The sequence below is a fragment of the Rhizobium rhizogenes NBRC 13257 genome (assembly GCF_000696095.1).
Classification (GTDB): Bacteria; Pseudomonadota; Alphaproteobacteria; order Rhizobiales; family Rhizobiaceae; genus Rhizobium; species Rhizobium rhizogenes.
In genome coordinates this window covers 793,763-814,457 of record NZ_BAYX01000001.1, presented here as the reverse complement: position 1 = coordinate 814,457, position 20,695 = coordinate 793,763, and the positions used below count along the sequence as shown (strand labels likewise).

Sequence of the window (20,695 nt, the reverse complement as noted above, 5' to 3'; positions counted from 1 at the left end):
CTCGAGCACTGGATTAGCCACTGGTTGAGTGTCTATTTTCGTATTGAGCTGGAAGAAGCCGAAGCGTTAGCATCCAAGCTTAAGATTTTTCACCCTTACGGCCAAATCGGCCGCTTGCCGTGGCAAAACTCGATTTACCAGAAGGTGGGCTTCGGCCAAAATATCGACTCGAGGGAGCTGTTGGAGATTTCACAACAGCTTAGAACTTTCACCGAACGCATTTCTGACCATCAAATGGTAGAGGACATTCGGAGTGAAATTTCCGCCGCTGAGACGATTGTTTATCTCGGTTTTTCGTATGGCGAGATGAATATGCAATTATTGAGCATGAATAAACCGGGGTCTAGGAAGCGTGTAATTGGAACAGCGTTGGGAATCTCTCCGCAAAATAGAGATATCATCCAACAGTCGATTATTCGATCGGTCACCCACGAGGGAAGCATATTTTGGGATAGCTGCTCACTCGAACCGGACGCATGCAATAAGCTCTTGGATAGTTATTGGCGCGTATTAACATCGTAAGGCGAATAATGCCGCTGGGACATCGCCGTGCCATAGTTATGGCAAATGGCGAAAGCGCCAGAAAAAACATAATGAAATCAATGTTAATGGCGGAAGAGGTGGGATTCGAACCCACGGTACGGTTTCCCGCACGCCGGTTTTCAAGACCGGTTCCTTAAACCACTCGGACACTCTTCCTGTCGCCGAAGCGTTACGCTTCAGAAAATGTGGTGGGCTGGCTTTACAGCTATTCGGGCCGGAGCGTCAACCGGTTGCGCGGCGGTGTGCGGCCCAATTCGTGTCCCAATCGAGGACGTCTGGATTGGGCTAGGCGTTTCAGTGATCGGGCGATAGTAATTTGGGACCGATTATCCGGAAGGACACCGCCCTCGCCCATGACGCCCAGCGACCGCCCCCTGCCCCTCGGCCAGGCACCGCTTGCCGGCCCTGACCTTGCCGCTTTCTTTTCCCGTGACGCCGTGGTCGTTGCGTCCGATCTCATCGGCGCGCGCTTTACCGTTGCGGGCGTTGGCGGGCGTATCGTGGAGACGGAAGCTTACCGGCCGGATGATGAGGCATCCCATGCTTTTCGCGGGCCAACGGCGCGCAATGCGGCTATGTTCGGTCCGGCGGGGCATGTCTACATCTATCGGTCCTATGGCATTCACTGGTGCGTGAATTTCGTCTGCACGACGGGGAGCGCGGTGTTGATCCGGGCGATGGAGCCGGAAAGCGGAATCGGAGAGATGATCCAGAGGCGCGGCACTGCCGACATAGCGGCACTTTGCAGCGGGCCGGGAAAGCTGACACAGGCGATGGGCATCGATATCAGTCTGAACGGCAGGGCATTGGATGCTGCGCCCTTTGAATTCTCTCCGGCCGAACCATTGTCCGTCGTCGCGGGCAAACGCATAGGCATCAGTAGGAATGTCGATCCGCTCTGGCGCTTCGGCGCGATCGGCTCACGCTTTGTCAGTCGCCGATTCCCGCAAGGATAAAAAGGGCCGCCGGCGTGGTGTCCGGCGGCCATGTAACCGCGCAGTGAAACTGGAAAGACTGCGCGGCTATTCCATAGCAACGCTATGATCGACCACCGGCGGCGCGGCTGGCTTGCGCAGCAGCATGAGCAGCGGCATGGCAAAGATCGACATCAGCATCAGCAGCTTGAAATCGTCCATATAGGCGATGATCGTCGCCTGCGTGGTGATGATGCTGTCGAGCGTGGCGCGGCCAACGGCCGTCACCGGGCTGAGGCCTTGGGCCGCCGTCGCGTCGAAATAGCGGTTGAATGGCGTCACATAGGCGGCGATCGTCGAATGGTTGACCTGGGTATTCTCGGTAATCAGCATCGAAACGACGGAAATGCCGACGCTGGAGCCGATGTTGCGCGAGAGATTGTAGAGGCCGGTCCCCTCGCCGCGCATCTGCGCCGGCAATGTCGCAAAGGCGATTGTCGTCAGCGGTACGAAGAGGAAGCCAAGACCGGCGCCCTGCACGAAACCGACCGAGATCAGCGTCCATTGCGAGACGTCGGGCGTCCAGCCGGTCATGTCGTACATCGCCCAGGCGGTCAGAGCGAGGCCGATGAACAGCAGCCAGCGCGTATCCACCTTGCCGATCAGCCGTCCCACAAGGAACATGCAGAACATGGTGCCGAGGCCGCGCGGACCCATGACGATGCCGGCGGTGACGACGGGATAGCCCATCAGTGTCTGCAGATAGGGCGTCATCAGCGCCAGCGAGGCGAGATAGGTGACGCCGACGATGAAGATGAACAGCATGCTCACCGCGAAATTCTGGTCCAGGAACAATCGCGGATTCACGAAGGACTTCTTCGCCGTGAACGTATGCACCAGGAAGAGATAGAAGGCGCAGGCGCAAACCAGGGCCTCAATGATGATCTCCCCGGAGTAGAACCAGTCCAGCTGCTCGCCACGGTCGAGGAAAAGCTGTAGTGCTGCGATGCCGATCGACAGCATGCTGAAGCCGAATATGTCGAGCTTGGCGAGCGCGTCGAGCTTGGTTTCCGTCACATAGACGACGATGCCAAAGAAGGCGAGCGCGCCGATCGGCACGTTGATGTAGAACACCCAGCGCCAGCTCATATTGTCCGTCAGCCAGCCACCGATAACAGGCCCGAGCACCGGGCCGACCATGACTGAGACGCCGAACAGCGCCATGGCTTTGCCGCGTTCCTCGACATTGTAGATGTCAAGCAGGATGCCCTGCGACAGCGGCACGAGCGCTGCACCGAACAGGCCCTGCAACAGGCGGAAGCCGACGATCTGGTTCAGTGATTGCGCCAGGCCGCACAGCACGGAGGCGACGACGAAGCCGGCGATCGCCACCAGCAGCACGCGTTTGCGGCCGAACTTGGCCGACAGGAATCCCGACGGCGGCGTCATGATGGCGGCGGCGACGATATAGGAGGTCAGCACCCAATTGATCTGGTCGGCGCTGGCCGAAACGTCGCCCTGGATATGCGGCAGAGCGACGTTGGCGATGGTGGTGTCCAGCGCCTGCATGATGACCGCCAGGATGACGCAAGCGGTGATGGCGCCGCGATTGGCGATCGGGCCTGCGGGGGAAGCGATGGCAGCGTTACTCATGATCCTGACCGTGGGATTGGCCCAACAGGCTGGCGATGGAGTCCGGCAGGCCGCGGGCGTGACCGGTATCGACGCCGGCGACGACGCTCATGCCGACGCGCAGCGGCGGCTTGCCCTGCGTATCGTCGATGCTGATGATCATCGGGATACGCTGTACGACCTTCACCCAGTTGCCCGTCGTATTCTGCGCCGGCAGCAGCGAGAAGCTCGCGCCCGAGGCCGGCGCAATGCTGGAGACGGTCCCCTTCCAGGTGACGCCAGGATAAGCATCGACCGAGATCGTCACCTTCTGACCGGTCTTGACATAGGTCAGCTCGGTTTCCTTCGGGCTGGCGTTGATCCACATATTGGTGGTGGACACCAGCGAGAATCCCTGTTGCGCGGCCGTCAGATAGGCGCCGACCTGCAGCGAGGGAACATTGGTGGTGATGCCGTCGAAGGGTGCACGCACGACCGTATCGTCGAGTTCGCGCTGGGCGTTGTCGACGGCGGCCTTGGCCTGCAGGTAAAGCGGATTCTGTTCGACCGGCAGGTCGGCGTTGCCGCCGAGCTGGGCGAGCGTGGTTGCCGCCTGCGCCTGGGCGACGGAGACCTTCTGCTGAGCCGCATCGAGATTGTGCTTGGCCTGATCGTAAGCGGCCTTGGAGGCGACCGAGCTGTTGATCAGGTTCTGCTGGCGCTCATATTCATTCTGGTAATAGGGAATGTCGGCCTGCGCCTGGGCGATCTCGGCGAGCGATTGCTTGTAACTCGCCTGCAGGTTCAGGATCTGGTTGCGGGCGTTGCCGAGCTGCGCCTGCGCGCCTTCCAGCGTAATGCGGAACGAATCGGGCTTCAGGCGGAAAAGCACCTGCCCCTTCTTCACCACCTCATTTTCATGCACGTCGACCGAGATCACCGTGCCGGAAACATCGGTCGAAACGCCGACCATGTCTGCCTGGACATAGGCGTTGTCGGTGGACATGATTTGCCCGCCTGTGACGTAATAATAGCCGCCAACAACCAGGGCGACTGGCAGTAGCGCGAAGAGGATCGGCCGCGTCGGGCTGCGGCGCTTGCGCGGCTTTTCGGGAGCGGCAGCCGGAGCCGCGGCCCCTGCTGCTGCAGGCGCGGGCGCAGGATTGGAGGACGGCGCCTCTGCAACTGCGGCTTGATTCTGTTCGCTAGCGGAATTTGCATTTGCGGGTACGCGAAGCGGAGAGGATGCGTCAGCCATGATGTGTCTCTTTGTCGCCCACCGTTGCACGGCAGGCCTGAACCAGGTTCGATTTCATTAGGGTAAGCAATTGATAAAGGCGCTCATGTTCCTCGATGGGAACGCCTTGCAGGGCCTCCCTGCGGGTCTGGTCGCCCAAACTGCGCATGGTGTCGAGCAATGGCCGGGCGTCATCGCGCATGTAGAGCAGCCAGCTCCGGCGATCGTTCGGATGCTGGCGACGTTCGACCAGTCCGCGATCGGCCAGCTTGTCGAGGATACGCACCAGCGTAATCGGCTCGATTTCCAACATCTCGGCAAGACCGGCCTGATGGATACCCTCGTTGTTCGAGAGATAGGCAAGCGTCTGCCATTGGGAGCGCGTCAGTCCCAAATCTTTAGCACGCTGCTCGAACCGCTTCCGAAGAAGCCGGGCAACGTCGTGGAGGAGAAAGCCGAGGGTCGGTGCTGTGTGCATGATATGAGAAGCCTGCTATTCATAAGCAACCTTATAATGCCGTGACGTATAATAAGCGGACGCCCGATTCAAGAGGTCGAGGCGCGATCAACGGCGGATTGTCAAAATGTCGCAGGGGTGTCGCAAAGATGTCGCAGTCGCCAGGGATACGAAGCTACGCGCGACTCATGATTCAAAATTCAAACTGGAAACGGAATCCGCAGGCTCCAAGCCCGCGGATTTATAGATTCTGCACGCACATGCGCTATCGATGGCTGAGCAGGCCTATCAGATAACCAATGCCGGCTGCGGCCGCGACCATGAAGATCGGTTCCTGACGAACCTTCTCCCGAAGCTGCTCGGTTACTTCCTGAGCCTCCTCGGTGACGACCGACTTTGCGCCCTGCCCGACCGCTGCCACACTATGGGAAAGTCTTGTCAAATCCTCCCGCAGCGCTGCAATCTGTGCGGCCAGGTCGTCGACGGCGGTTTCTGCGTGTGCCTGTGCTGAGGCGGATTGGGCGGAAGCGGATTTCGTCTCGGCCATCGTCGGCTCCTTTTGTTGTTACCTTGTCAGTCAACGTCAATGCTGGGTAAAGGTTCCGGAGCTTTGGTGCCTCGCCCGGTTGATTTCCTTGGTAGCTCTTCAATTCCGTTTCGGATTGCTCTAAGGAACTCCGATTGCTTCGCCCGCGGGCGAAGAGGTATTGATGACGAGGTTTGCCTTCCGATGTTCGATGTGTTGAGAAAACTGGCCAAGACCTGGGTTGCCAAGGGTATCTTCGTGCTTCTGATTGCTGCTTTCAGCATATGGGGCATCGAAAGCCGAATGGTGACGGGAGGGAGCAGTAATGCCGTCGTGACCGTCGGTGATCAGAAGATCGATACCAACGAATTCCGCCTTGCCTATCGTCGTCAGATTCAGGCGATCAGCCAGCAGCTGCGCATGCAGATCACGCCGGAACAAGCACGCGCCTTCGGCATCGCGCAGCAGACCGTCGCGCAGCTTGTGGCCGGCGCTTCGCTCGACCAGCTCGCCAGCGATATGAACCTCGGCCTGTCGCAGGATCGTCTTGCTCAGCTCATCGGTGACGATCCGGCCTTCAAAGCGCTGAACGGCACCTTCGATCGCCAGAAGTTCGAGAGCCTGCTGCGCAACAGCAACATTAATCCCGACGATTATATCAAGGAGCGCAGCAAGGTCGCGGTCCGCAGTCAGATCGTCGAAGCTGTCTCCAACGGCTTTGTCGCCCCGAAGACGCTGGTCGATGCCGTCAAGCAGTATCATGATGAAAGCCGCAGCATCGACTATCTGCTGCTGACCAATGCCAATATCGATCCGATCAAGGCTCCGGCAGACGACGTGCTGTCGAAATGGTTCGATGGCGTCAAGTCGAAGTTCCGCGCTCCCGAATATCGCAAGTTTTCTTATGTGAAACTCCAGGCGGAAGACATTGCCGATCCGGCAAGCGTTACCGACGATGCCGCTCGCGCTGAGTTCGAGAAGCGCAAGAATAGCTTCACCACGCCGGCAACGCGCACGATCGAGCAGCTGACCTTCGCCAACAAGGACCTCGCAAATGCGGCCTCGGATGCGCTGAAGACCGGTACGACGTTCGATCAGCTCGTCACCGACCAGGGCAAGAAGCCGGCCGACGTATTGCTTGGCACCTTCACCAAGGAGCAGGTGCCGGATCAGACGCTCGCCCAGGCCGCTTTTGCCGTGGCTAAGGAAGGCGGCACGACGCCCGTCGTCGACGGCTCCTTCGGCCCGGTGATCCTGCGTGTGACCAACGTCAAGGACGAGACCGCGAAGAACTTCGACGACGTCAAGGAAGATATCCGCAAGCAGATCGCGCTCAACGCTGCCGCCAGCGATATCACCAGCATCCATGACAAGTTCGAAGACCTGCGCGGCTCCGGTGTGTCGTTGCAGGAGGCTGCTCAGCAGTTGAACCTGAAGGCGATAACGGTGGATGCGATCGATTCCACCGGGCTCGACCAGGCCGGTAACGAGATCAAGGATCTGCCCGCCAGGCAGCAATTGCTCGGCGAAGTCTTCAAGGCGGACCAGGGCAGCAATGCTGCCCCCCTGACGGTCGGCAACGACGGTTACGTCTGGTACGATGTCCTGGGTCTCACCCCGGATCGTGATCGCCCGCTTGCCGAAGTCCGTGAAAAAGCCGTTGTCGACTGGACTGCCGAGCAGCAGAAGATCGCTCTCGCCGCCAAGGCCAACGAGCTGAAGCAGGAAGCGCAGAAGGGCAAGTCGCTTGCCGATATCGCCACGCCGCTCGGCATCGCCGTCGAAAGCAAGGCTGACGTGACGCGCACGACGGACGATCCGGTTCTTGGTCGTGCCGGCGTTGCCGCCGCCTTCTCCGGCCCGATCGACACGGCTGCCAATGCCATCGGTGCTGATGACACGACGCAGATCCTGCTGAAGGTCACCGACGTCAACAACAATCCGACGACCGATGCGCTCAGCAACCAGGATCAGCAGGCGACCCAGATTGCCAACGCTGCCGGTGACGACATTCTCGACCAGATCGTTGCCGACCTGCAGTCGAAATACACCGTCACGGTCAACCAGAACCTCGCCGAACAGGCGATGTCTCGCTAGCTCGGTCGGGAGGATCGATAGCCGATGGCTGAATTGAAACCTTTCCTCGCCAAGGTCGCCAATCGCGAGGTGCTGACGCGGGACGAAGCCCGTCAGGCATTCGATATTTTGATGTCAGGTGAAGCCACGCCCTCGCAAATCGGCGCATTCCTGATGGCGCTGCGCGTGCGGGGCGAGACGGTCGACGAAATCGTCGGCGCCGTCACGGCGATGCGTGCCAAGATGTTGCCGGTGGAAGCGCCGGCGGATGCGATCGATATCGTCGGCACCGGCGGCGATGGCTTTGGCACCTACAACATTTCGACGCTTGCGGCGTTCATCGTTGCCGGTGCAGGCGTGCCGGTCGCCAAGCACGGTAACCGTGCTCAGAGCTCCAAGGCCGGTACGGCCGACACGCAGTCCGTGCTGGGTATCAAACTCGATATCGGTCCCGAGGTCATTGCCCGTTGCATTCGTGAGGCCGGTATCGGTTTCATGTTCGCGCAACTGCATCATTCCTCGATGCGCCATGTCGGCCCTTCCCGCGTTGAACTCGGTACTCGCACAATCTTCAATCTATTAGGACCTTTGGCGAACCCGGCTGGCGCTCGACGGCAGTTGCTTGGCGTTTTCGCGCCGCAATGGGTCGTGCCGCTCGCCGAGGTGCTGAAGGACCTAAATGCCGAAAGCGTCTGGGTCGTGCACGGCAATGGCCTTGACGAAATCACAACGACAGGAACGACCTCGGTCGCAGCGCTCGAGGACGGCAAGATCCGCACCTTCGAACTGACGCCGGCCGACTTTGGCCTCGCGCATGCCGATCTTGCCGACCTCAAGGGCGGCGACGGCATTGCCAACGCGGCAGCGCTCCGCGCCGTGCTCAGCGGTGAAAAGAATGCCTATCGCGATATTTCGCTTGCGAACGCGGCAGCATCCCTGGTGATTGCCGGCAAGGCGGAAACGCTTCATGATGGCATGAAGCTCGCGGCCCAGTCGCTCGATAGCGGCGCAACCGCCGCTGCGCTGGAAAAGCTGATCGCCGTCTCCAACGACGAAGAATAGGTTCAGGACGTCATGACCGATATTCTCAAGAAGATCGAAGCCTATAAGCGCGAAGAGATTGCCGCCGCCAAGGCCAAGGTCTCGCTTGCCGATCTCAAGGCGATGCAGGCCGACCAGTCCGCGCCGCGCGGTTTCCATAAGGCGCTGGCCGCCAAGAAGAATGCCGGCTCCTTCGGCCTGATCGCCGAAATCAAGAAGGCCAGCCCCTCGAAGGGCCTGATCCGTCCCGATTTCGATCCGCCTGCTCTCGCCAAGGCCTATGAAGTGGGTGGTGCTGCCTGCCTCTCCGTCTTGACGGATAGCCCGAGCTTCCAGGGTGCGCCGGAATTCCTGACCGCCGCTCGTGCAGCCTGTTCGCTGCCGGCATTGCGCAAGGATTTCATGTTCGAGACCTATCAGGTGCATGAAGCGCGCGCCTGGGGTGGCGACTGCATTCTCCTGATCATGGCTTCTCTCTCCGACAGCGATGCCGAGCGCCTGCAGGACGAAGCCTTCGGCCTCGGGATGGATGTGCTGGTCGAAGTCCACGACGCCGAGGAAATGGAGCGGGCGCTGAAGCTGTCCTCGCCGCTGATCGGCATCAACAACCGCAATCTGCGCACCTTTGAGGTCAGCCTGTCGGTCAGCGAAGCCCTGGCACCTATGGTTCCCGCCGACCGGCTGCTGGTGGGCGAAAGCGGCGTCTTCACCCATGCTGATTGCAAGCGGCTGGAAGCCGTTGATATCACCACGTTCCTCGTCGGCGAAAGCCTGATGCGCAAGGACGACGTGGCGGCGGCAACGGGCCTGCTGCTGACCGGCGAAGTCGGCGCCGTCGCGGCCGAGTAAGATGAGCACGGAAAAGACCGGCCTCACCCATATCGGCGCTTCCGGCGAGGCGCATATGGTCGATGTCGGCGACAAGGCCGAGACGATCCGTATCGCGACCGCCGAAGGCCATGTCACGATGAAGCCGGAAACGCTGGCGCTGATCCGCGAAGGCAATGCCAAAAAGGGTGATGTCATCGGCACCGCACGGCTTGCTGGTATCATGGCCGCCAAGCAGACCGCCAATCTCATCCCGCTCTGCCATCCGCTGATGCTGACCAAGGTTACGGTCGATATCACCGAGGACGCCGCCCTGCCCGGCCTGCGCATAACCGCAACCGCAAAGCTTACCGGCCGCACCGGCGTCGAGATGGAAGCGTTGACAGCGGTCTCCGTCGCCTGCCTGACCATCTACGACATGGCCAAGGCCGCCGACAGGACAATGGAAATCGGCGGCATCAGATTATTGGAGAAATCCGGCGGCAAATCCGGCGATTTCCGTCACCCGGAGGCCTGACGCATGAGCCTTTTACCCGTAGCGGACGCCCAGGCGCGCCTGCTGAATAGCGCAACGTCGCTCCATCGCATCGAAAGCGTTCCGCTCGACCTGGCCGAAGGCCGGGTTCTCGCCAAGGATCTCTCCGCACGCCTGACCCAACCGCCCTTCGACGCTTCAGCGATGGATGGCTATGCGCTGCGTTTCGAGGATGCCGCCGAGCCGGGCGCGGAACTGACCGTGATCGGCGCTTCCGCCGCAGGCCATGCCTTCGAGGGTGCAGTCGGCAAAGGCGAAACGGTGCGTATCTTCACCGGTGCGCCAGTTCCGGCTGGAGCCGATACGGTGCTGCTGCAGGAAGATGCCGAACGGCCGGAGGATGGTCGCATCCGCACAACTTACCCACTGCGTAAGGGGCAGCATATCCGCCCGCGCGGCCAGGATTTTGCCGAAGGTGAAGTCGTGCTTCCGGCCGGCACGGTGATGGATTTTTCGCGCCTGACGGTTGCGGCGGCCATGAACCATCCGGCGCTCGATGTCTATCGCCGTCCGCTGGTGGCGATCCTTGCGACGGGCGATGAGCTGGTGACGCCGGGAACCGAGCCGGGGCCTTCGCAGATCATCGCGTCGAACACCTTCGGGATCGCCGCACTCGCCCGCAGCGCCGGCGCCCATGTGCTAGATCTGGGTATCGTCCCTGACGACAAGGCGGAAATTACCGCCGCGATCGGTCGGGCGCAGGTGGCGAAAGCGGATGTCATCGTTACGCTCGGCGGCGCCTCCGTCGGCGATCACGATCTGGTGCAGGCGACGCTTATCGAAGCGGGAATGCAGCTCGATTTCTGGCGGATCGCCATGCGCCCCGGCAAGCCGCTGATGGTCGGCAGCCTCGGCGAGACCCATGTGCTCGGGCTGCCCGGCAACCCGGTCTCCAGCCTCGTCTGCGGCCTGTTGTTCCTGGAGCCGCTGATCCGCAAGTTGGCGTCTCTACCGCCGGTGAAACGCGAGGCCACGGCCCTGGCCGCCATACCCCTCAAAGCCAATGATCAGCGTCAGGACTATGTCCGCGCGACGCTGACGAAAGCCGCCAACGGTTCGTGGCTGGCAGAGCCTTTTTCCAAGCAGGATTCCTCGATGATGAAAGTCTTTTCCCGCGCGGATTGCCTTATCATCCGCCCGCCGCATGTGCCGGAACTTGCCGCTGGCTCCCCATGTCCGGTCCTGCTGTTGCGCCCCGATCTGCTGGGCTAAACCGGTTACAAAAAATGCCGGGCAGTTTCGACCACCCGGCATCAATATCACGACATTCAGAACAAGATTACTTGACCGGCTTCTCGTGGTGGCCGCCGAAACCTGCGCGCATGGCCGACAGAACCTTGTTGGCGTAATCGTCATTGCCGCGCGACGCGAAGCGGCCGTAGAGGGCGGCGCTGAGCACCGGCGTCGGGACGCCTTCGTCGATGGCAGCCGAGATGGTCCACCGACCCTCGCCCGAATCCGAAACACGGCCGGCATATTGCGACAAAGCGGCATCGCCATGCAGTGCGTCGGCGGTGAGGTCGAGCAGCCAGGACGTGATGACGCTGCCGCGGCGCCAGACTTCGCTGATTTCTGCGATGTCGAGGTTATATTGATAATATTCCGGATGGGACAACGGCGCGGTTTCCGCGTCGGCTTCGGTGGTCTGCGTGCCGATATTAGCGTGGCGCAGCACGTTGAAGCCTTCGGCATAGGCAGCCATCAAGCCATATTCGATGCCGTTATGAACCATTTTAACGAAGTGGCCGGCGCCGGACGGGCCGCAATGCAGGTAGCCCTGTTCGGCCGTGCTCGCCTTTGCCGCTTCATCGGACCGCATCGGCGACGGAAGAACATCGCCAATGCCCGGTGCAAGCGTTGCGAAGATCGGCGACAGATGCTGGACGGTATCCTTTTCGCCGCCAATCATCAGGCAATAGCCGCGCTCCAGGCCGAAGACGCCGCCGCTGGTGCCGACGTCGACATAGTGGATGCCCTTGGATTTCAGCTCGCCGGCGCGGCGAATGTCGTCATGATAATAGGAGTTGCCGCCGTCGATGACGATATCGCCCTCGTCGAGCAGCGGAAGGATCGCGGCGAGTTCCTTGTCGACGATCGCGGCGGGCAGCATGAGCCAGACGGCGCGAGGACGGGCGAGCTTCGATACGAAATCTTCGAGCGACGTGCTACCGGCGGCGCCGAGCTTTTCAAGCGTCGCGATGCTTTCCGGGCGCGCGTCGAAAACGACAGCACTATGGCCGCCCTTCATCAGACGCTGCACCATGTTGCTGCCCATGCGGCCAAGGCCAATCATTCCGATTTGCATATGTCAGTCTCCTAGGAAGGATTTGTATCGGTTGAAATCTCAATAAAGATATTTAGCGGTCTTTGCCAATGAACAAATGACGGGCGAGCTATGCAGCCGCGCGGGATCAGGGCGAAACATACGGCGCTCACGCATCTGTGATATTGCCCGACGCTGGCAAGCTGCCATGCTATCGGCATCGACCGTCCCTGGAGCCAATATGCTGGATCACGTTACAATCGGAGTGAGCGATGTCGAGCGGTCGAAAGCCTTCTACGACAAGGCTTTGCTGCCCCTCGGCATAGAGCGTCTATACGCCGAAGGCGCGATATTTGCGGGATATGGGATCAGGCCAAAGGCCTTTTTCTGGATAGGGCAGCGAAATGTGCCGCAAACCGGCGTTCACGTTGCCTTCACGGCAGAGGACAGAGCGGCCGTTGATCAATTCTACGAGGCCGCCCTTGCCGCCGGTGGGCTGGACAATGGGCCTCCCGGTATCCGGTCCCACTATCATCCCAATTATTATGGCGCCTTCATCCTCGATCCCGATGGCCACAATATCGAGGCCGTCTGTCACTCGACCGATGGGCCGATATAGCGGGCTCGGGGGCGGATGAGATGACCGCTGGTCGACTGCTCCATGGCATGCGCCAGCCAGCCAACCGTGCGGGCAAGCGCGAAGATGATCATCGGGGCATCCTGGGGCAGATGATAGGCTGACGTCATCGCCGTCAGGGCAAAGTCGACATTAACCCGTTCTCCCACGAGGTCTTCAGCGACGCTCCGAACCTCCGCAAACAAGGGCGGCAGGGTGAAGCAAGCGAGCAGCGCCTTGGCGCGCGCATCGCCGTCCGGATAGAACGGATGTCCGACCGCCGGCACTGGCCGGCCTTCCGCCAGATAGCTGCGCACGGCCCCCTCCGCCCCGATCGCGGCGGCGCGGGTGACCAGCGAGCGCACGCTTTGCCACGCACCGCCATGCAGCGGCCCGGTCAGCGTCGCAAGACCGGAGAGTGCGGCGGCTGACAGCGTCGCCCCAGCGGAAGCGGTGATTCGCGCCGTGAAGGTCGATGCGTTGAGCTCGTGATCGGCGAAGAGAACCAGGCAGCGGCGGATGAGGTCGCTTGCATCCGGCCTGTCCCAGGCCGTTGCCAGGCGCTCATGCACCGGCAGCGTCGATGTCCCCGGTGCCAGTGCTACCGCAACGGTGCCGAACACGCTTTCGGCTTCGTTCTGGAGCGCCGGCAACGAACGCCCAAGCGAAGGCAGGTCCGTCGTGGCGCGCCCAGCCAGGGCAGAAAAGGCAGCGCTCAGGGCGGGCAATCGTTTATCGCCACCCTGCCCTTCCAGCCGCAGCGGCCGCTTCATGTCCCAGAGCAGGACCGCGATCTCCTCCAGTGTCGCATGTTCGGCAAGCTTGGCCGTATCCTGCCCGCGATAGAACAGGCGGCCATCTGAAACCGTCGACAGTGCCGAAGGCAGCACCGGATCGCCCCATTGGATCGCCTCGGCCGCTACGGTCTCGGTCTTGCGCCGTCCCGCGTGGCGGGCCGCCAACCGTTTGACGTCATCGGTGAAGTAAAGGCTGCGCCGCGTATCCGCGGGATCGGGCTTTGCACGGATGCGACCACGGCTGACATTGGCGTAGAGCGTCTGCGTTTTTGTGCCTAGCAGGGTTAGCGCCTGTTCCGCCGTCAGCCAGCTCATAAATCCTCACATTGATCAATTTCATCAAGATTGACGTCAATGAAAATAGGACTGATCTAAACGCATAGTCAAAGGAGAATGCTGATGAAAAGTGGTCTTGAAGATGTCATTGCTGCCGAAACTAAGCTGTCAGATGTCGACGGTGCTGCCGGCCGGCTGATCATTCGCGGCGTGTCGCTGGACGATCTGGTGGCAACGAGCCGTTTCGAGGATGTCGCAGCCCTGCTGCTCGACGGCCTGTTCGAGGAACACGCCGATGCTGCAAGCATCAGGACGCAGTTGGGCGCTGCTCGTGCAGAATTGTTCGCGCATGTCGGCGCCGCCGATCCGGCATTGCTGGCCCTGCCGCCGGTCGAGGCCGTGCGGGCGTTGCTGGCCCGCATCGAGGACGGCGAGGACTTTGCGACCGCCATCCGCTTGATGGCGGCACCAGCCGTTTTCCTGCCCGCCGTGCTGCGCCTTCAGGATGGCGAAACGCCGATCAAGCCGGACGCCTCGCTTTCGCAGTCGGCTGACATCCTGCGCATGCTGACAGGCAAGCGCCCGACATCGGAGCAGACGGCCGGCCTCGACGCCTATCTGGTGACGATCTCCGACCATGGCCTGAATGCTTCCACCTTCGCCTCCCGCGTCATCGCCTCGACTCATGCCGGCCTGACATCGTCGGTGCTGGCTGCGATCAGTGCCCTCAAGGGACCGCTGCATGGCGGCGCTCCCGGCCCAGTGCTCGATATGCTGGATGCCGTCGGCGTGCCCGCCAATGCGCGCGCCTGGCTGTCAAAGGCGCTTGACGATGGCGAGCGGCTGATGGGGTTCGGCCACCGCATCTACCGCGTTCGGGATCCGCGCGCCGATGCCCTGAAGACGGCGCTCAAGCCGATTTTCGCAAGTGGTCAGGCGGATGCCGGTCGTATCGCCCTTGCCGAAGCGATCGAGGCTGCGGCACTTGCGCTCCTCAAGGAACGCAAGCCGGATCGTCCACTCGATGTCAACGTCGAGTACTACACGGCGCTGTTGCTCGATGCTCTCGGCTTTCCGCGCAACTCCTTCACCGGCGTCTTTGCGATCGGCCGCACAGTCGGCTGGATTGCCCATGCGCGCGAGCAGACATTGGATGGCCGCCTGATCCGCCCGCAGTCGCGCTATGTCGGCCCGTTGCCGAAGGCGGCGTAGTAAAAGTATCTCATGCGGCCGTGACCTGTCGCGGCCGCATCAGCCCCTCGCGGATATGGCGGGCGAGCTCGGTGGCGGGAAGCGTTGCTTCGCTTTTCGGCAAATGGAGGTTGACGGAGAAGACCGGCAGCTCCGGTAGGCCGTCATTGGTTCCGAGAATATCGAGATCTGCGGGAACGGTGGAGGCGAGCCAGGCGGTGACCGCTAGATCGGTGCGCACCGTTGCGGTCGTCGCTTCGATATTGCCGTTCTCAAAGACCGTCCGCCAGCGCCGCCCATCATCGGCGAGTGCTGCGAAGACCGATGGCCGGAAGGCGCAGGTGTCGGCCACCATCGAAATCGGTAGCGGATCCTTGCGGTAGGCATTGCCCGCCTTGGCGCCGACCCAGACCAGCCGGTCGATCGCCAGGCATTCGCCCTTCGATGCGCCGAGTGGCTCCTCCACGATGCCGAGATCGATTTCACCATCGTCAAGCGCCCGCATCAGTTCCGGCGATGAGGCGCAAATCAGAGAAATCTCCACCTGGGGATGACGTTCCGCATAGGATTTGAGAACCGGTGCCAGCGTTGTTCCTATCAGATCATAGGGCACGCCGAGTCGCACGCTGCCCTCGATGGCACTATCCGTCATGTCGGCCCAGATATCGTCGTTGAGGATCAGCAGCCGGCGGGCATTGCCGAGCAGTCGCTCGCCAGCATTCGTCAGCCTTAATCCCCGCTTCTCCCGCTCGAACAAGGCGCAGCCGAGCGCATCTTCCAGGCGCTTGATCTGCTGACTGACGGCGCCCTGCGTCATGTGAAGGGTATTGGCGGCAATCGTCATGCTACCGTGATCGGCCACAGCGGCGAAGGTTCGAATGAGCGAAATATCAAAGTTCCGGGTCATGCATCCATTATAGATGCTAATGCATGACCCTTTCAATATTCGTTTTTCTGATGAACGCCATTTGCCTATGTCTTCGTTGAAAACGGAGATTTCCCGGCATGACCATCGATTCCCTGTTGCCCCTAATCCTCTTTGCGCTCATCTCGACCATCACGCCGGGCGGTGCCACGACGCTTGCGACTGCCTCCGGCGCGCATTTCGGCTTTCGTCGCTCGATCCCCGTCATGGCCGGCTGTGCTGTCGGTCTCGGCTCGATCGCCTGTGCCGCAGCGGCCGGGCTCGGCAGCCTGCTGATGGCCCTGCCCGCGTTGCAGATCGCGATGAAGGCGCTCGGCTCGCTTTACCTGATCTGGCTTGCCGTCCGGATCGGCCGCAGCGGTCCGCCGCATCTTTCAGGCGATATGTCGAAACCCACCAGCTTTGCGGCCGGCGTGTGGATGCTCTGGTACAATCCCAAGGGCTGGGCGATGACCGTGGGTGCAGCCGCTTCCTTTGCCGCCTTGGCGAGCGGTCCTGCTACGCTCGCGATCTTGCTTGGCTCAACCTTCTGCCTTGTCGCCGCATTCTCGCTGGCGGTCTGGTGCGCGCTCGGACAATGGCTCGGACGCTTGCTGAAAACGGCATGGCAATGGCGCGTGCTCAATGTCTCGCTCGCTTGTTTGCTCGCGATATCCATCATCCCGATGTGGCGCGGATGACGTCTGAAATGCTCAGGGCGTTCCGGATCACGCCTGGCTGCGCCAGAGCCACACGGCCAACAATCCGGCGCGGCCGCGCAAGCTTGTTTCGAGCGGACCTTCGAGCCTGCCTTCGATATATGGCAGGCTGTCATGTCCGGCGGAATGCAACAGGTCGTTGCTGATGGCGATCTCGGCTCGATTGCGGGCGGCCACTTCCATCAGGCGGCTGGCAACGTTGACCGTGTCGCCGGTCGCCGTGATCTGCTGGCGGCCTTCACCGCCGAGCCTGGAGGCGACGATAGTCCCGAAATGCGCGCCGATCTTGAAGCCGATGCGAGAAGCGGTCGCCTCCGGCAGCGCTGCGAGCCAGCCTCTCATCCTGTCGGCGAGGCGAATGCAACAGCGCGCCGCATTGGCGGGATCGGTTCGCTTCGGCTGCGGCAGGCCGAAAAGGATCATCGCGCCGTCGCCCATGAAGCTGGTAATGGCGCCGCCGCTGGCTGTCACCTCCTCGTCGACAAGATTGTAGAAACCGTTCAGCAGCTCCCGCACGGCGGCCGGGCCGATTGCCTCGCTGAGACCCGTGAAGCCATTGATGTCGATAAAGACCACGGCCGCCTCCTGATGCACTGGCTCGGCGAGAAAGCCGGGATCATGGGCAAGATGTTCGGCAAGACCGGGTGCCTGGATGCGCTGCAGGCGTTCGCTCTGCTCGGCAAACCGTCCGGCCTGCCTGCGGCCGAGCCAAAGCTGGGCCGCGCCGAAGAGCAGCGCCGGCGGCACCGTCGCAGCGATCGGCAAGGCGGCGCTCAGCCAGATCCCGTGCTTGAAGGCGCTGAGGTTGATCGCCAGCCAGGCAAGGATGACGCAGAGCGCCATGATCAGGCCGATGGTGTTGCGCCGCCAGGCAAGCAGGCTGACGATGACGAGCGGCAGGCCGACGGCGAAATAGAGGTCGATGAGACGCACACTGCGGTCACGAACCAGGCCATCGCCGGCAATCAAATGTGTGATCGAGGTGGAGATGACTTCGACGCCCGGTAGCACCGGATCGAAGGGTGTCGGAAAGACATCGCCACCGCCGGTGACGGTGGCGCCGATGACGACGATATGGTCCCTGATCGCCTCCTCCGGCAATTGTCCATTCAACGCCGCGCTGGCGCTGATGGTGCGTATCGTACCGCGCGGACCGTAGAACGAGAGCGGCATGAGATAGCCTGTATCGGTATGCACGGAACGGTCGCCGATCTTGATGTGGTCGGAGATGACCGTTGGGTGTTCGCCGGTCGCGGCCGAAACGACGCGCAGCGAGAAGGACGGCTCGATCCGCTCGCCGCTGCGAAACAGCATGGGCACGAAACGCGGCGTTCCCGTCTTGTCGGTCTGCACATTGACGATGCCATAGCTCGCAGCCTCCGCGAACCGCCGCTGCGGCTCCAGGAATTGCAGCGCGCTGGGAACGCGGGCGAGAGGTTCCCTACTGTTATCAGTGACGCGCTGGCGGCTTTCGGGAAAGATGCCGGCGGCAGCCAATACGATATTGACCCGCCTGAGCGATTGCTCCAGCGCCGCATCGCCGGCTTCATCGCCGGGATCAAGCAGCAGCATATCGAGCGCGATTGCTTTTGGTCCCAACGCGGCGATCGCATCTATGATCGTGGCGAGAGTAGCGCGGGGCAGCGGGTAGCGTCCTGCCGCCCGCGAGGCGTCGTCATCGATGGCAAGAATGGTGACGATATCGGCCGGTTGGCGGCTGCCGCCGACCGCATTCCTGAGGTTCGCCAGCGTCGCCTCGGCGCCGTCGATGAAGGGAATATCACCGCGCAAATGCGTGATGCCGAGGCCGAGACCCCAGACGGCGGTCAAGACAAGCGCGATCATCGTTTGGAGCGGCGGTCTGCGCATGGGCGTCAGGATCTCACTGGCCGAGGCGGGCCATCAACGCGTTTATGCGTGGTTGTCCCCAGGCTGTGACATGTAGTGGGGAGCGGCCGCGATCGGCATCGACGCCCTGCCCTTGCCCGAGCGTAACGCCTTGGCCCGTCGAAACCTTGTTGACGACGACGCGGCCCCGCAGCACCAACACGGATGTCTTGCCACGCTGCGCATCGACTGCCCATCGCGTGCCCCGGACGGCCGCAATCGCCTGCGGCGTCACCACTTCGAACCCGCCCTGAACGCGGCTGCTATCGACATCGACCAGCGCCGCCTTGCTGTTGAGCACGATAGCATCCACCTGACCATCGCGATTTCGGTCGGCAAGCCGGTAGCGTGCCCCGCGTTCGACGGTGATGCTAAGCCCTGGTTCGCAATTCAGGGTCTGACGCTCAGTGCTGACCGCCGGCCGCAGCGAGCAGTTTGCGGCGGCTTGCGCAGAGGCCGAGCCGGCGCTGATGGCACAGAGAACGCCCGCTGCCAGCGCAGCGCCGAGAATATCGCTTGTCTGGATCATGATTGTGCCCCCTCATCGCATGTAACTGGGGCCACGGATGACCATTTCCAGTTACGGCATTCTCGATCCTTGGAGCCGATGATGCGTCAGGAGCGGTTGATCTGCAAGTTGTCGTAGCCCCCGGCCTTGTAGAGGACAGTCGAAACCAGCCAGCTCAACAGGAAGATGCCAACGATCGCGAAGCCGAAATTGGCGAGATTGTCGTTGAGATCGCCGATGAAGCTCCAGACACCGCCTTCAAGGCCAAGCTTGTCGGAGATCAGCCCTATCGCCTCGATGCCGCCTATGAAAATGGCGACGACGACCGAAGCGGCGGTGATCGTCAGATTGTACCAGAGCTTGCGCACCGGCTTGACGAAGGCCCAGCCATAGGCGCCGGTCATCAGCGTGCTGTCGATGGTATCCATCAGCGACATGCCGGCGGTAAAGAGCGCCGGGAAGACGAGAATCGTCCAGAAGGACATGCCTTGTGCTGCCTGCGCCGCCGAAATGCCGAGCAGGCCGATCTCCGTCGCCGTGTCGAAACCGAGGCCGAAGAGGAAGCCGATCGGATACATATGCCAGGAGCGCGTCACCACCTTGAACATTGGCCGGAAGATGCGCGCAAGAAAGCCGCCGCCGGCCAGCAGCGCGTCCAGATCCTCGTCGGCGATCTTCTCGCCCCGCCTTGCCCTGCTGAAAGCCGACCAGACGCCCTTGAGCACGAACAGGTTGGCCACACCGATGAGAAGCAGGAAGACGGCCGAGACGCCCGTCCCGATGACCCCGCCGACATCGTGAAAGGATTCGAACTGTCCCTGCATCACAGCCGCCGTCGCGGCAATGAAGATCGAGGCGAGTACGACGATGCTGGAATGGCCGAGCGAAAAGAAGAAGCCGACGGCATAGGGCTGCTTCTTCTCCTGCATCAGCTTGCGCACCACATTGTCGATCGCAGCGATGTGGTCGGCGTCAAACGCATGCCTGAGGCCGAACATATAGGCGAGAAACGCAGTGCCCAGCAGCGACGGCCTGTCGGCGAAGGCGACCCATGCCCAAACCCAGGCAGCTACGTTAAATGCAATCAGCAAAATATAGGTGACGACGATCTTGGTCTTCGACCGCTCGATCCGGTCATCAAATGGATTGAGTATCATACTTTTGTTCCCAATGTGCTTACCGGCAAATTGCCATGGAAACGGGAACGGCGCGACAGTCAAATGACGTAGGGAGCAGGATTTTTTGCGATGCAAAATAGAAGCCCGGTGAGAACCGGGCTCCCTTCCGCTGACGTTCTACCCTCTCTCGAAAATAAACCCCTCGTCCGCCCAGCCTGTCATACCACCAATCATGACCTTGACGCGCTTGCCAAGCGTGCCGAGACGCCAGGCCGCCTTGTCGGTTCCGTTGCAATGCGGGCCGGCGCAGTAGACGACAAAGAGCGTATCATCCGGCCATTCCGCCATCCTTCTTACTGTCATCTTGCCGTGCGGCAGGTTGATTGCGCCGGGTATGTGTTGCTGTTCGAACAGCGATGGTCCGCGAACGTCGAGCAGGACGAAATCGGCATTTCCCGAGGTCATGGATAGCTGGACATCCGAACAATCCGTTTCGAAGGCAAGCTTCTGGCTGTAATATTCGGCGATAGCACTGGGAGAAGCGGTTGGTATTTCACTGACGCGGCTGGACATGAGAGGCTCCTGCATTGGTGTTGCGGGAGCATTTATGCCGCGAGTATCTCCCTGTTGAAATTGGCTGAAACGCCA

At 61.3% G+C, this 20,695-nt stretch carries 20 protein-coding genes, 1 tRNA gene and 1 pseudogene; 10 read left to right on the top strand and 12 right to left on the bottom strand.

Going from position 1 to position 20,695, the window contains the following annotated elements; translation table 11 throughout:
- Positions 1–522, top strand: a pseudogene (locus RRH01S_RS34310) (hypothetical protein); the annotation flags it as partial.
- An 87-nt stretch (positions 523–609) separates the two neighbouring features.
- On the opposite strand, the gene RRH01S_RS03950 reads toward RRH01S_RS34310, so the two are convergent.
- Positions 610–699, bottom strand: a tRNA-Ser gene (locus tag RRH01S_RS03950).
- A 197-nt stretch (positions 700–896) separates the two neighbouring features.
- Here RRH01S_RS03950 and RRH01S_RS03945 point away from each other — a divergent pair.
- A complete protein-coding gene (locus tag RRH01S_RS03945) occupies positions 897–1,499 on the top strand; it encodes a DNA-3-methyladenine glycosylase (RefSeq protein ID WP_012651481.1) in 603 nt (200 codons plus the stop codon).
- 66 nt (positions 1,500–1,565) lie between these two features.
- Here RRH01S_RS03945 and RRH01S_RS03940 read toward each other — a convergent pair whose 3' ends face one another.
- From RRH01S_RS03940 to RRH01S_RS03925, 4 genes are all read right to left on the bottom strand, one after another.
- A complete protein-coding gene (locus tag RRH01S_RS03940; protein ID WP_012651482.1) occupies positions 1,566–3,110 on the bottom strand; it encodes a DHA2 family efflux MFS transporter permease subunit in 1,545 nt (514 codons plus the stop codon).
- Entirely contained in the window at positions 3,103–4,326 is a 1,224-nt protein-coding gene (locus RRH01S_RS03935) for an HlyD family secretion protein (RefSeq protein ID WP_012651483.1), read from the bottom strand. The genes RRH01S_RS03940 and RRH01S_RS03935 overlap by 8 nt, the downstream gene beginning before the upstream one ends.
- Positions 4,319–4,783, bottom strand: a complete 465-nt coding sequence (locus RRH01S_RS03930) for a MarR family winged helix-turn-helix transcriptional regulator (protein ID WP_007696090.1) — start codon at positions 4,781–4,783, stop codon at positions 4,319–4,321. The genes RRH01S_RS03935 and RRH01S_RS03930 overlap by 8 nt, the downstream gene beginning before the upstream one ends.
- A 244-nt stretch (positions 4,784–5,027) precedes the next feature.
- On the bottom strand, positions 5,028–5,309 hold the full coding sequence (locus RRH01S_RS03925; RefSeq protein ID WP_007696092.1) for a hypothetical protein: 282 nt from the start codon (positions 5,307–5,309) through the stop codon (positions 5,028–5,030).
- A 183-nt stretch (positions 5,310–5,492) separates the two neighbouring features.
- On the opposite strand from RRH01S_RS03925, the gene RRH01S_RS03920 reads away from it, so the two are divergent.
- The 5 genes from RRH01S_RS03920 to RRH01S_RS03900 are packed head-to-tail and all read left to right on the top strand — an operon-like array spanning position 5,493 to position 10,980.
- Positions 5,493–7,385, top strand: a complete 1,893-nt coding sequence (locus tag RRH01S_RS03920; RefSeq protein ID WP_012651484.1) for a peptidylprolyl isomerase — start codon at positions 5,493–5,495, stop codon at positions 7,383–7,385.
- Between the two features lie 24 nt (positions 7,386–7,409).
- Positions 7,410–8,426: an anthranilate phosphoribosyltransferase gene (gene trpD, locus RRH01S_RS03915; RefSeq protein ID WP_012651485.1), complete on the top strand. Its 1,017-nt coding sequence runs from the start codon at positions 7,410–7,412 to the stop codon at positions 8,424–8,426.
- 12 nt (positions 8,427–8,438) lie between these two features.
- Positions 8,439–9,254: an indole-3-glycerol phosphate synthase TrpC gene (trpC, locus tag RRH01S_RS03910; RefSeq protein WP_012651486.1), complete on the top strand. Its 816-nt coding sequence runs from the start codon at positions 8,439–8,441 to the stop codon at positions 9,252–9,254.
- A 1-nt stretch (position 9,255) separates the two neighbouring features.
- Positions 9,256–9,750, top strand: coding sequence for a cyclic pyranopterin monophosphate synthase MoaC (moaC, locus tag RRH01S_RS03905; RefSeq protein ID WP_012651487.1), 495 nt, complete (start codon positions 9,256–9,258; stop codon positions 9,748–9,750).
- Between the two features lie 3 nt (positions 9,751–9,753).
- Entirely contained in the window at positions 9,754–10,980 is a 1,227-nt protein-coding gene (locus RRH01S_RS03900) for a molybdopterin molybdotransferase MoeA (protein WP_007696103.1), read from the top strand.
- 67 nt (positions 10,981–11,047) lie between these two features.
- Here RRH01S_RS03900 and gnd read toward each other — a convergent pair whose 3' ends face one another.
- Complete coding sequence (gnd, locus tag RRH01S_RS03895) at positions 11,048–12,073, bottom strand: phosphogluconate dehydrogenase (NAD(+)-dependent, decarboxylating) (RefSeq protein ID WP_012651488.1); 1,026 nt, start codon at positions 12,071–12,073, stop codon at positions 11,048–11,050.
- Positions 12,074–12,272: 199 nt separating this feature from the next.
- Here gnd and RRH01S_RS03890 point away from each other — a divergent pair, with 199 nt between their 5' ends.
- A complete protein-coding gene (locus RRH01S_RS03890; protein ID WP_012651489.1) occupies positions 12,273–12,650 on the top strand; it encodes a VOC family protein in 378 nt (125 codons plus the stop codon).
- Here the strand turns inward: RRH01S_RS03890 and RRH01S_RS03885 are convergent.
- The gene (locus RRH01S_RS03885) at positions 12,626–13,759 is read right to left on the bottom strand and encodes a citrate synthase (RefSeq protein WP_012651490.1); all 1,134 of its coding nucleotides are present in this window, start codon (positions 13,757–13,759) and stop codon (positions 12,626–12,628) included. The two genes, RRH01S_RS03890 and RRH01S_RS03885, sit on opposite strands and share 25 nt — an antisense overlap.
- Before the next feature lie 84 nt (positions 13,760–13,843).
- On the opposite strand from RRH01S_RS03885, the gene RRH01S_RS03880 reads away from it, so the two are divergent.
- Positions 13,844–14,932: a citrate synthase/methylcitrate synthase gene (locus RRH01S_RS03880; RefSeq protein WP_012651491.1), complete on the top strand. Its 1,089-nt coding sequence runs from the start codon at positions 13,844–13,846 to the stop codon at positions 14,930–14,932.
- A 10-nt stretch (positions 14,933–14,942) separates the two neighbouring features.
- Here RRH01S_RS03880 and RRH01S_RS03875 read toward each other — a convergent pair whose 3' ends face one another.
- Entirely contained in the window at positions 14,943–15,818 is an 876-nt protein-coding gene (locus RRH01S_RS03875) for a LysR family transcriptional regulator (RefSeq protein ID WP_174005831.1), read from the bottom strand.
- 98 nt (positions 15,819–15,916) lie between these two features.
- Between RRH01S_RS03875 and RRH01S_RS03870 the strand changes: the two genes are divergently transcribed.
- Entirely contained in the window at positions 15,917–16,516 is a 600-nt protein-coding gene (locus RRH01S_RS03870; protein ID WP_012651492.1) for a LysE family translocator, read from the top strand.
- 27 nt (positions 16,517–16,543) lie between these two features.
- On the opposite strand, the gene RRH01S_RS03865 is transcribed toward RRH01S_RS03870, so the two are convergent.
- The 4 genes from RRH01S_RS03865 to RRH01S_RS03850 all read right to left on the bottom strand — a co-directional run bounded on the left by RRH01S_RS03865 (position 16,544) and on the right by RRH01S_RS03850 (position 20,620).
- Positions 16,544–18,403 carry a CHASE2 domain-containing protein gene (locus RRH01S_RS03865; RefSeq protein ID WP_042469989.1) on the bottom strand — a complete coding sequence of 620 codons (1,860 nt, stop codon included), beginning with the start codon at positions 18,401–18,403 and terminating at the stop codon, positions 16,544–16,546.
- A 13-nt stretch (positions 18,404–18,416) separates the two neighbouring features.
- Complete coding sequence (locus tag RRH01S_RS03860) at positions 18,417–18,950, bottom strand: FecR domain-containing protein (protein ID WP_012651494.1); 534 nt, start codon at positions 18,948–18,950, stop codon at positions 18,417–18,419.
- Positions 18,951–19,036: 86 nt separating this feature from the next.
- Positions 19,037–20,086: a HoxN/HupN/NixA family nickel/cobalt transporter gene (locus RRH01S_RS03855; protein WP_012651495.1), complete on the bottom strand. Its 1,050-nt coding sequence runs from the start codon at positions 20,084–20,086 to the stop codon at positions 19,037–19,039.
- A gap of 138 nt (positions 20,087–20,224) precedes the next feature.
- Positions 20,225–20,620 (bottom strand): rhodanese-like domain-containing protein, encoded by a 396-nt coding sequence (locus tag RRH01S_RS03850; protein ID WP_034519357.1) that lies wholly within the window; start codon positions 20,618–20,620, stop codon positions 20,225–20,227.
- Positions 20,621–20,695: the final 75 nt, after the last annotated feature.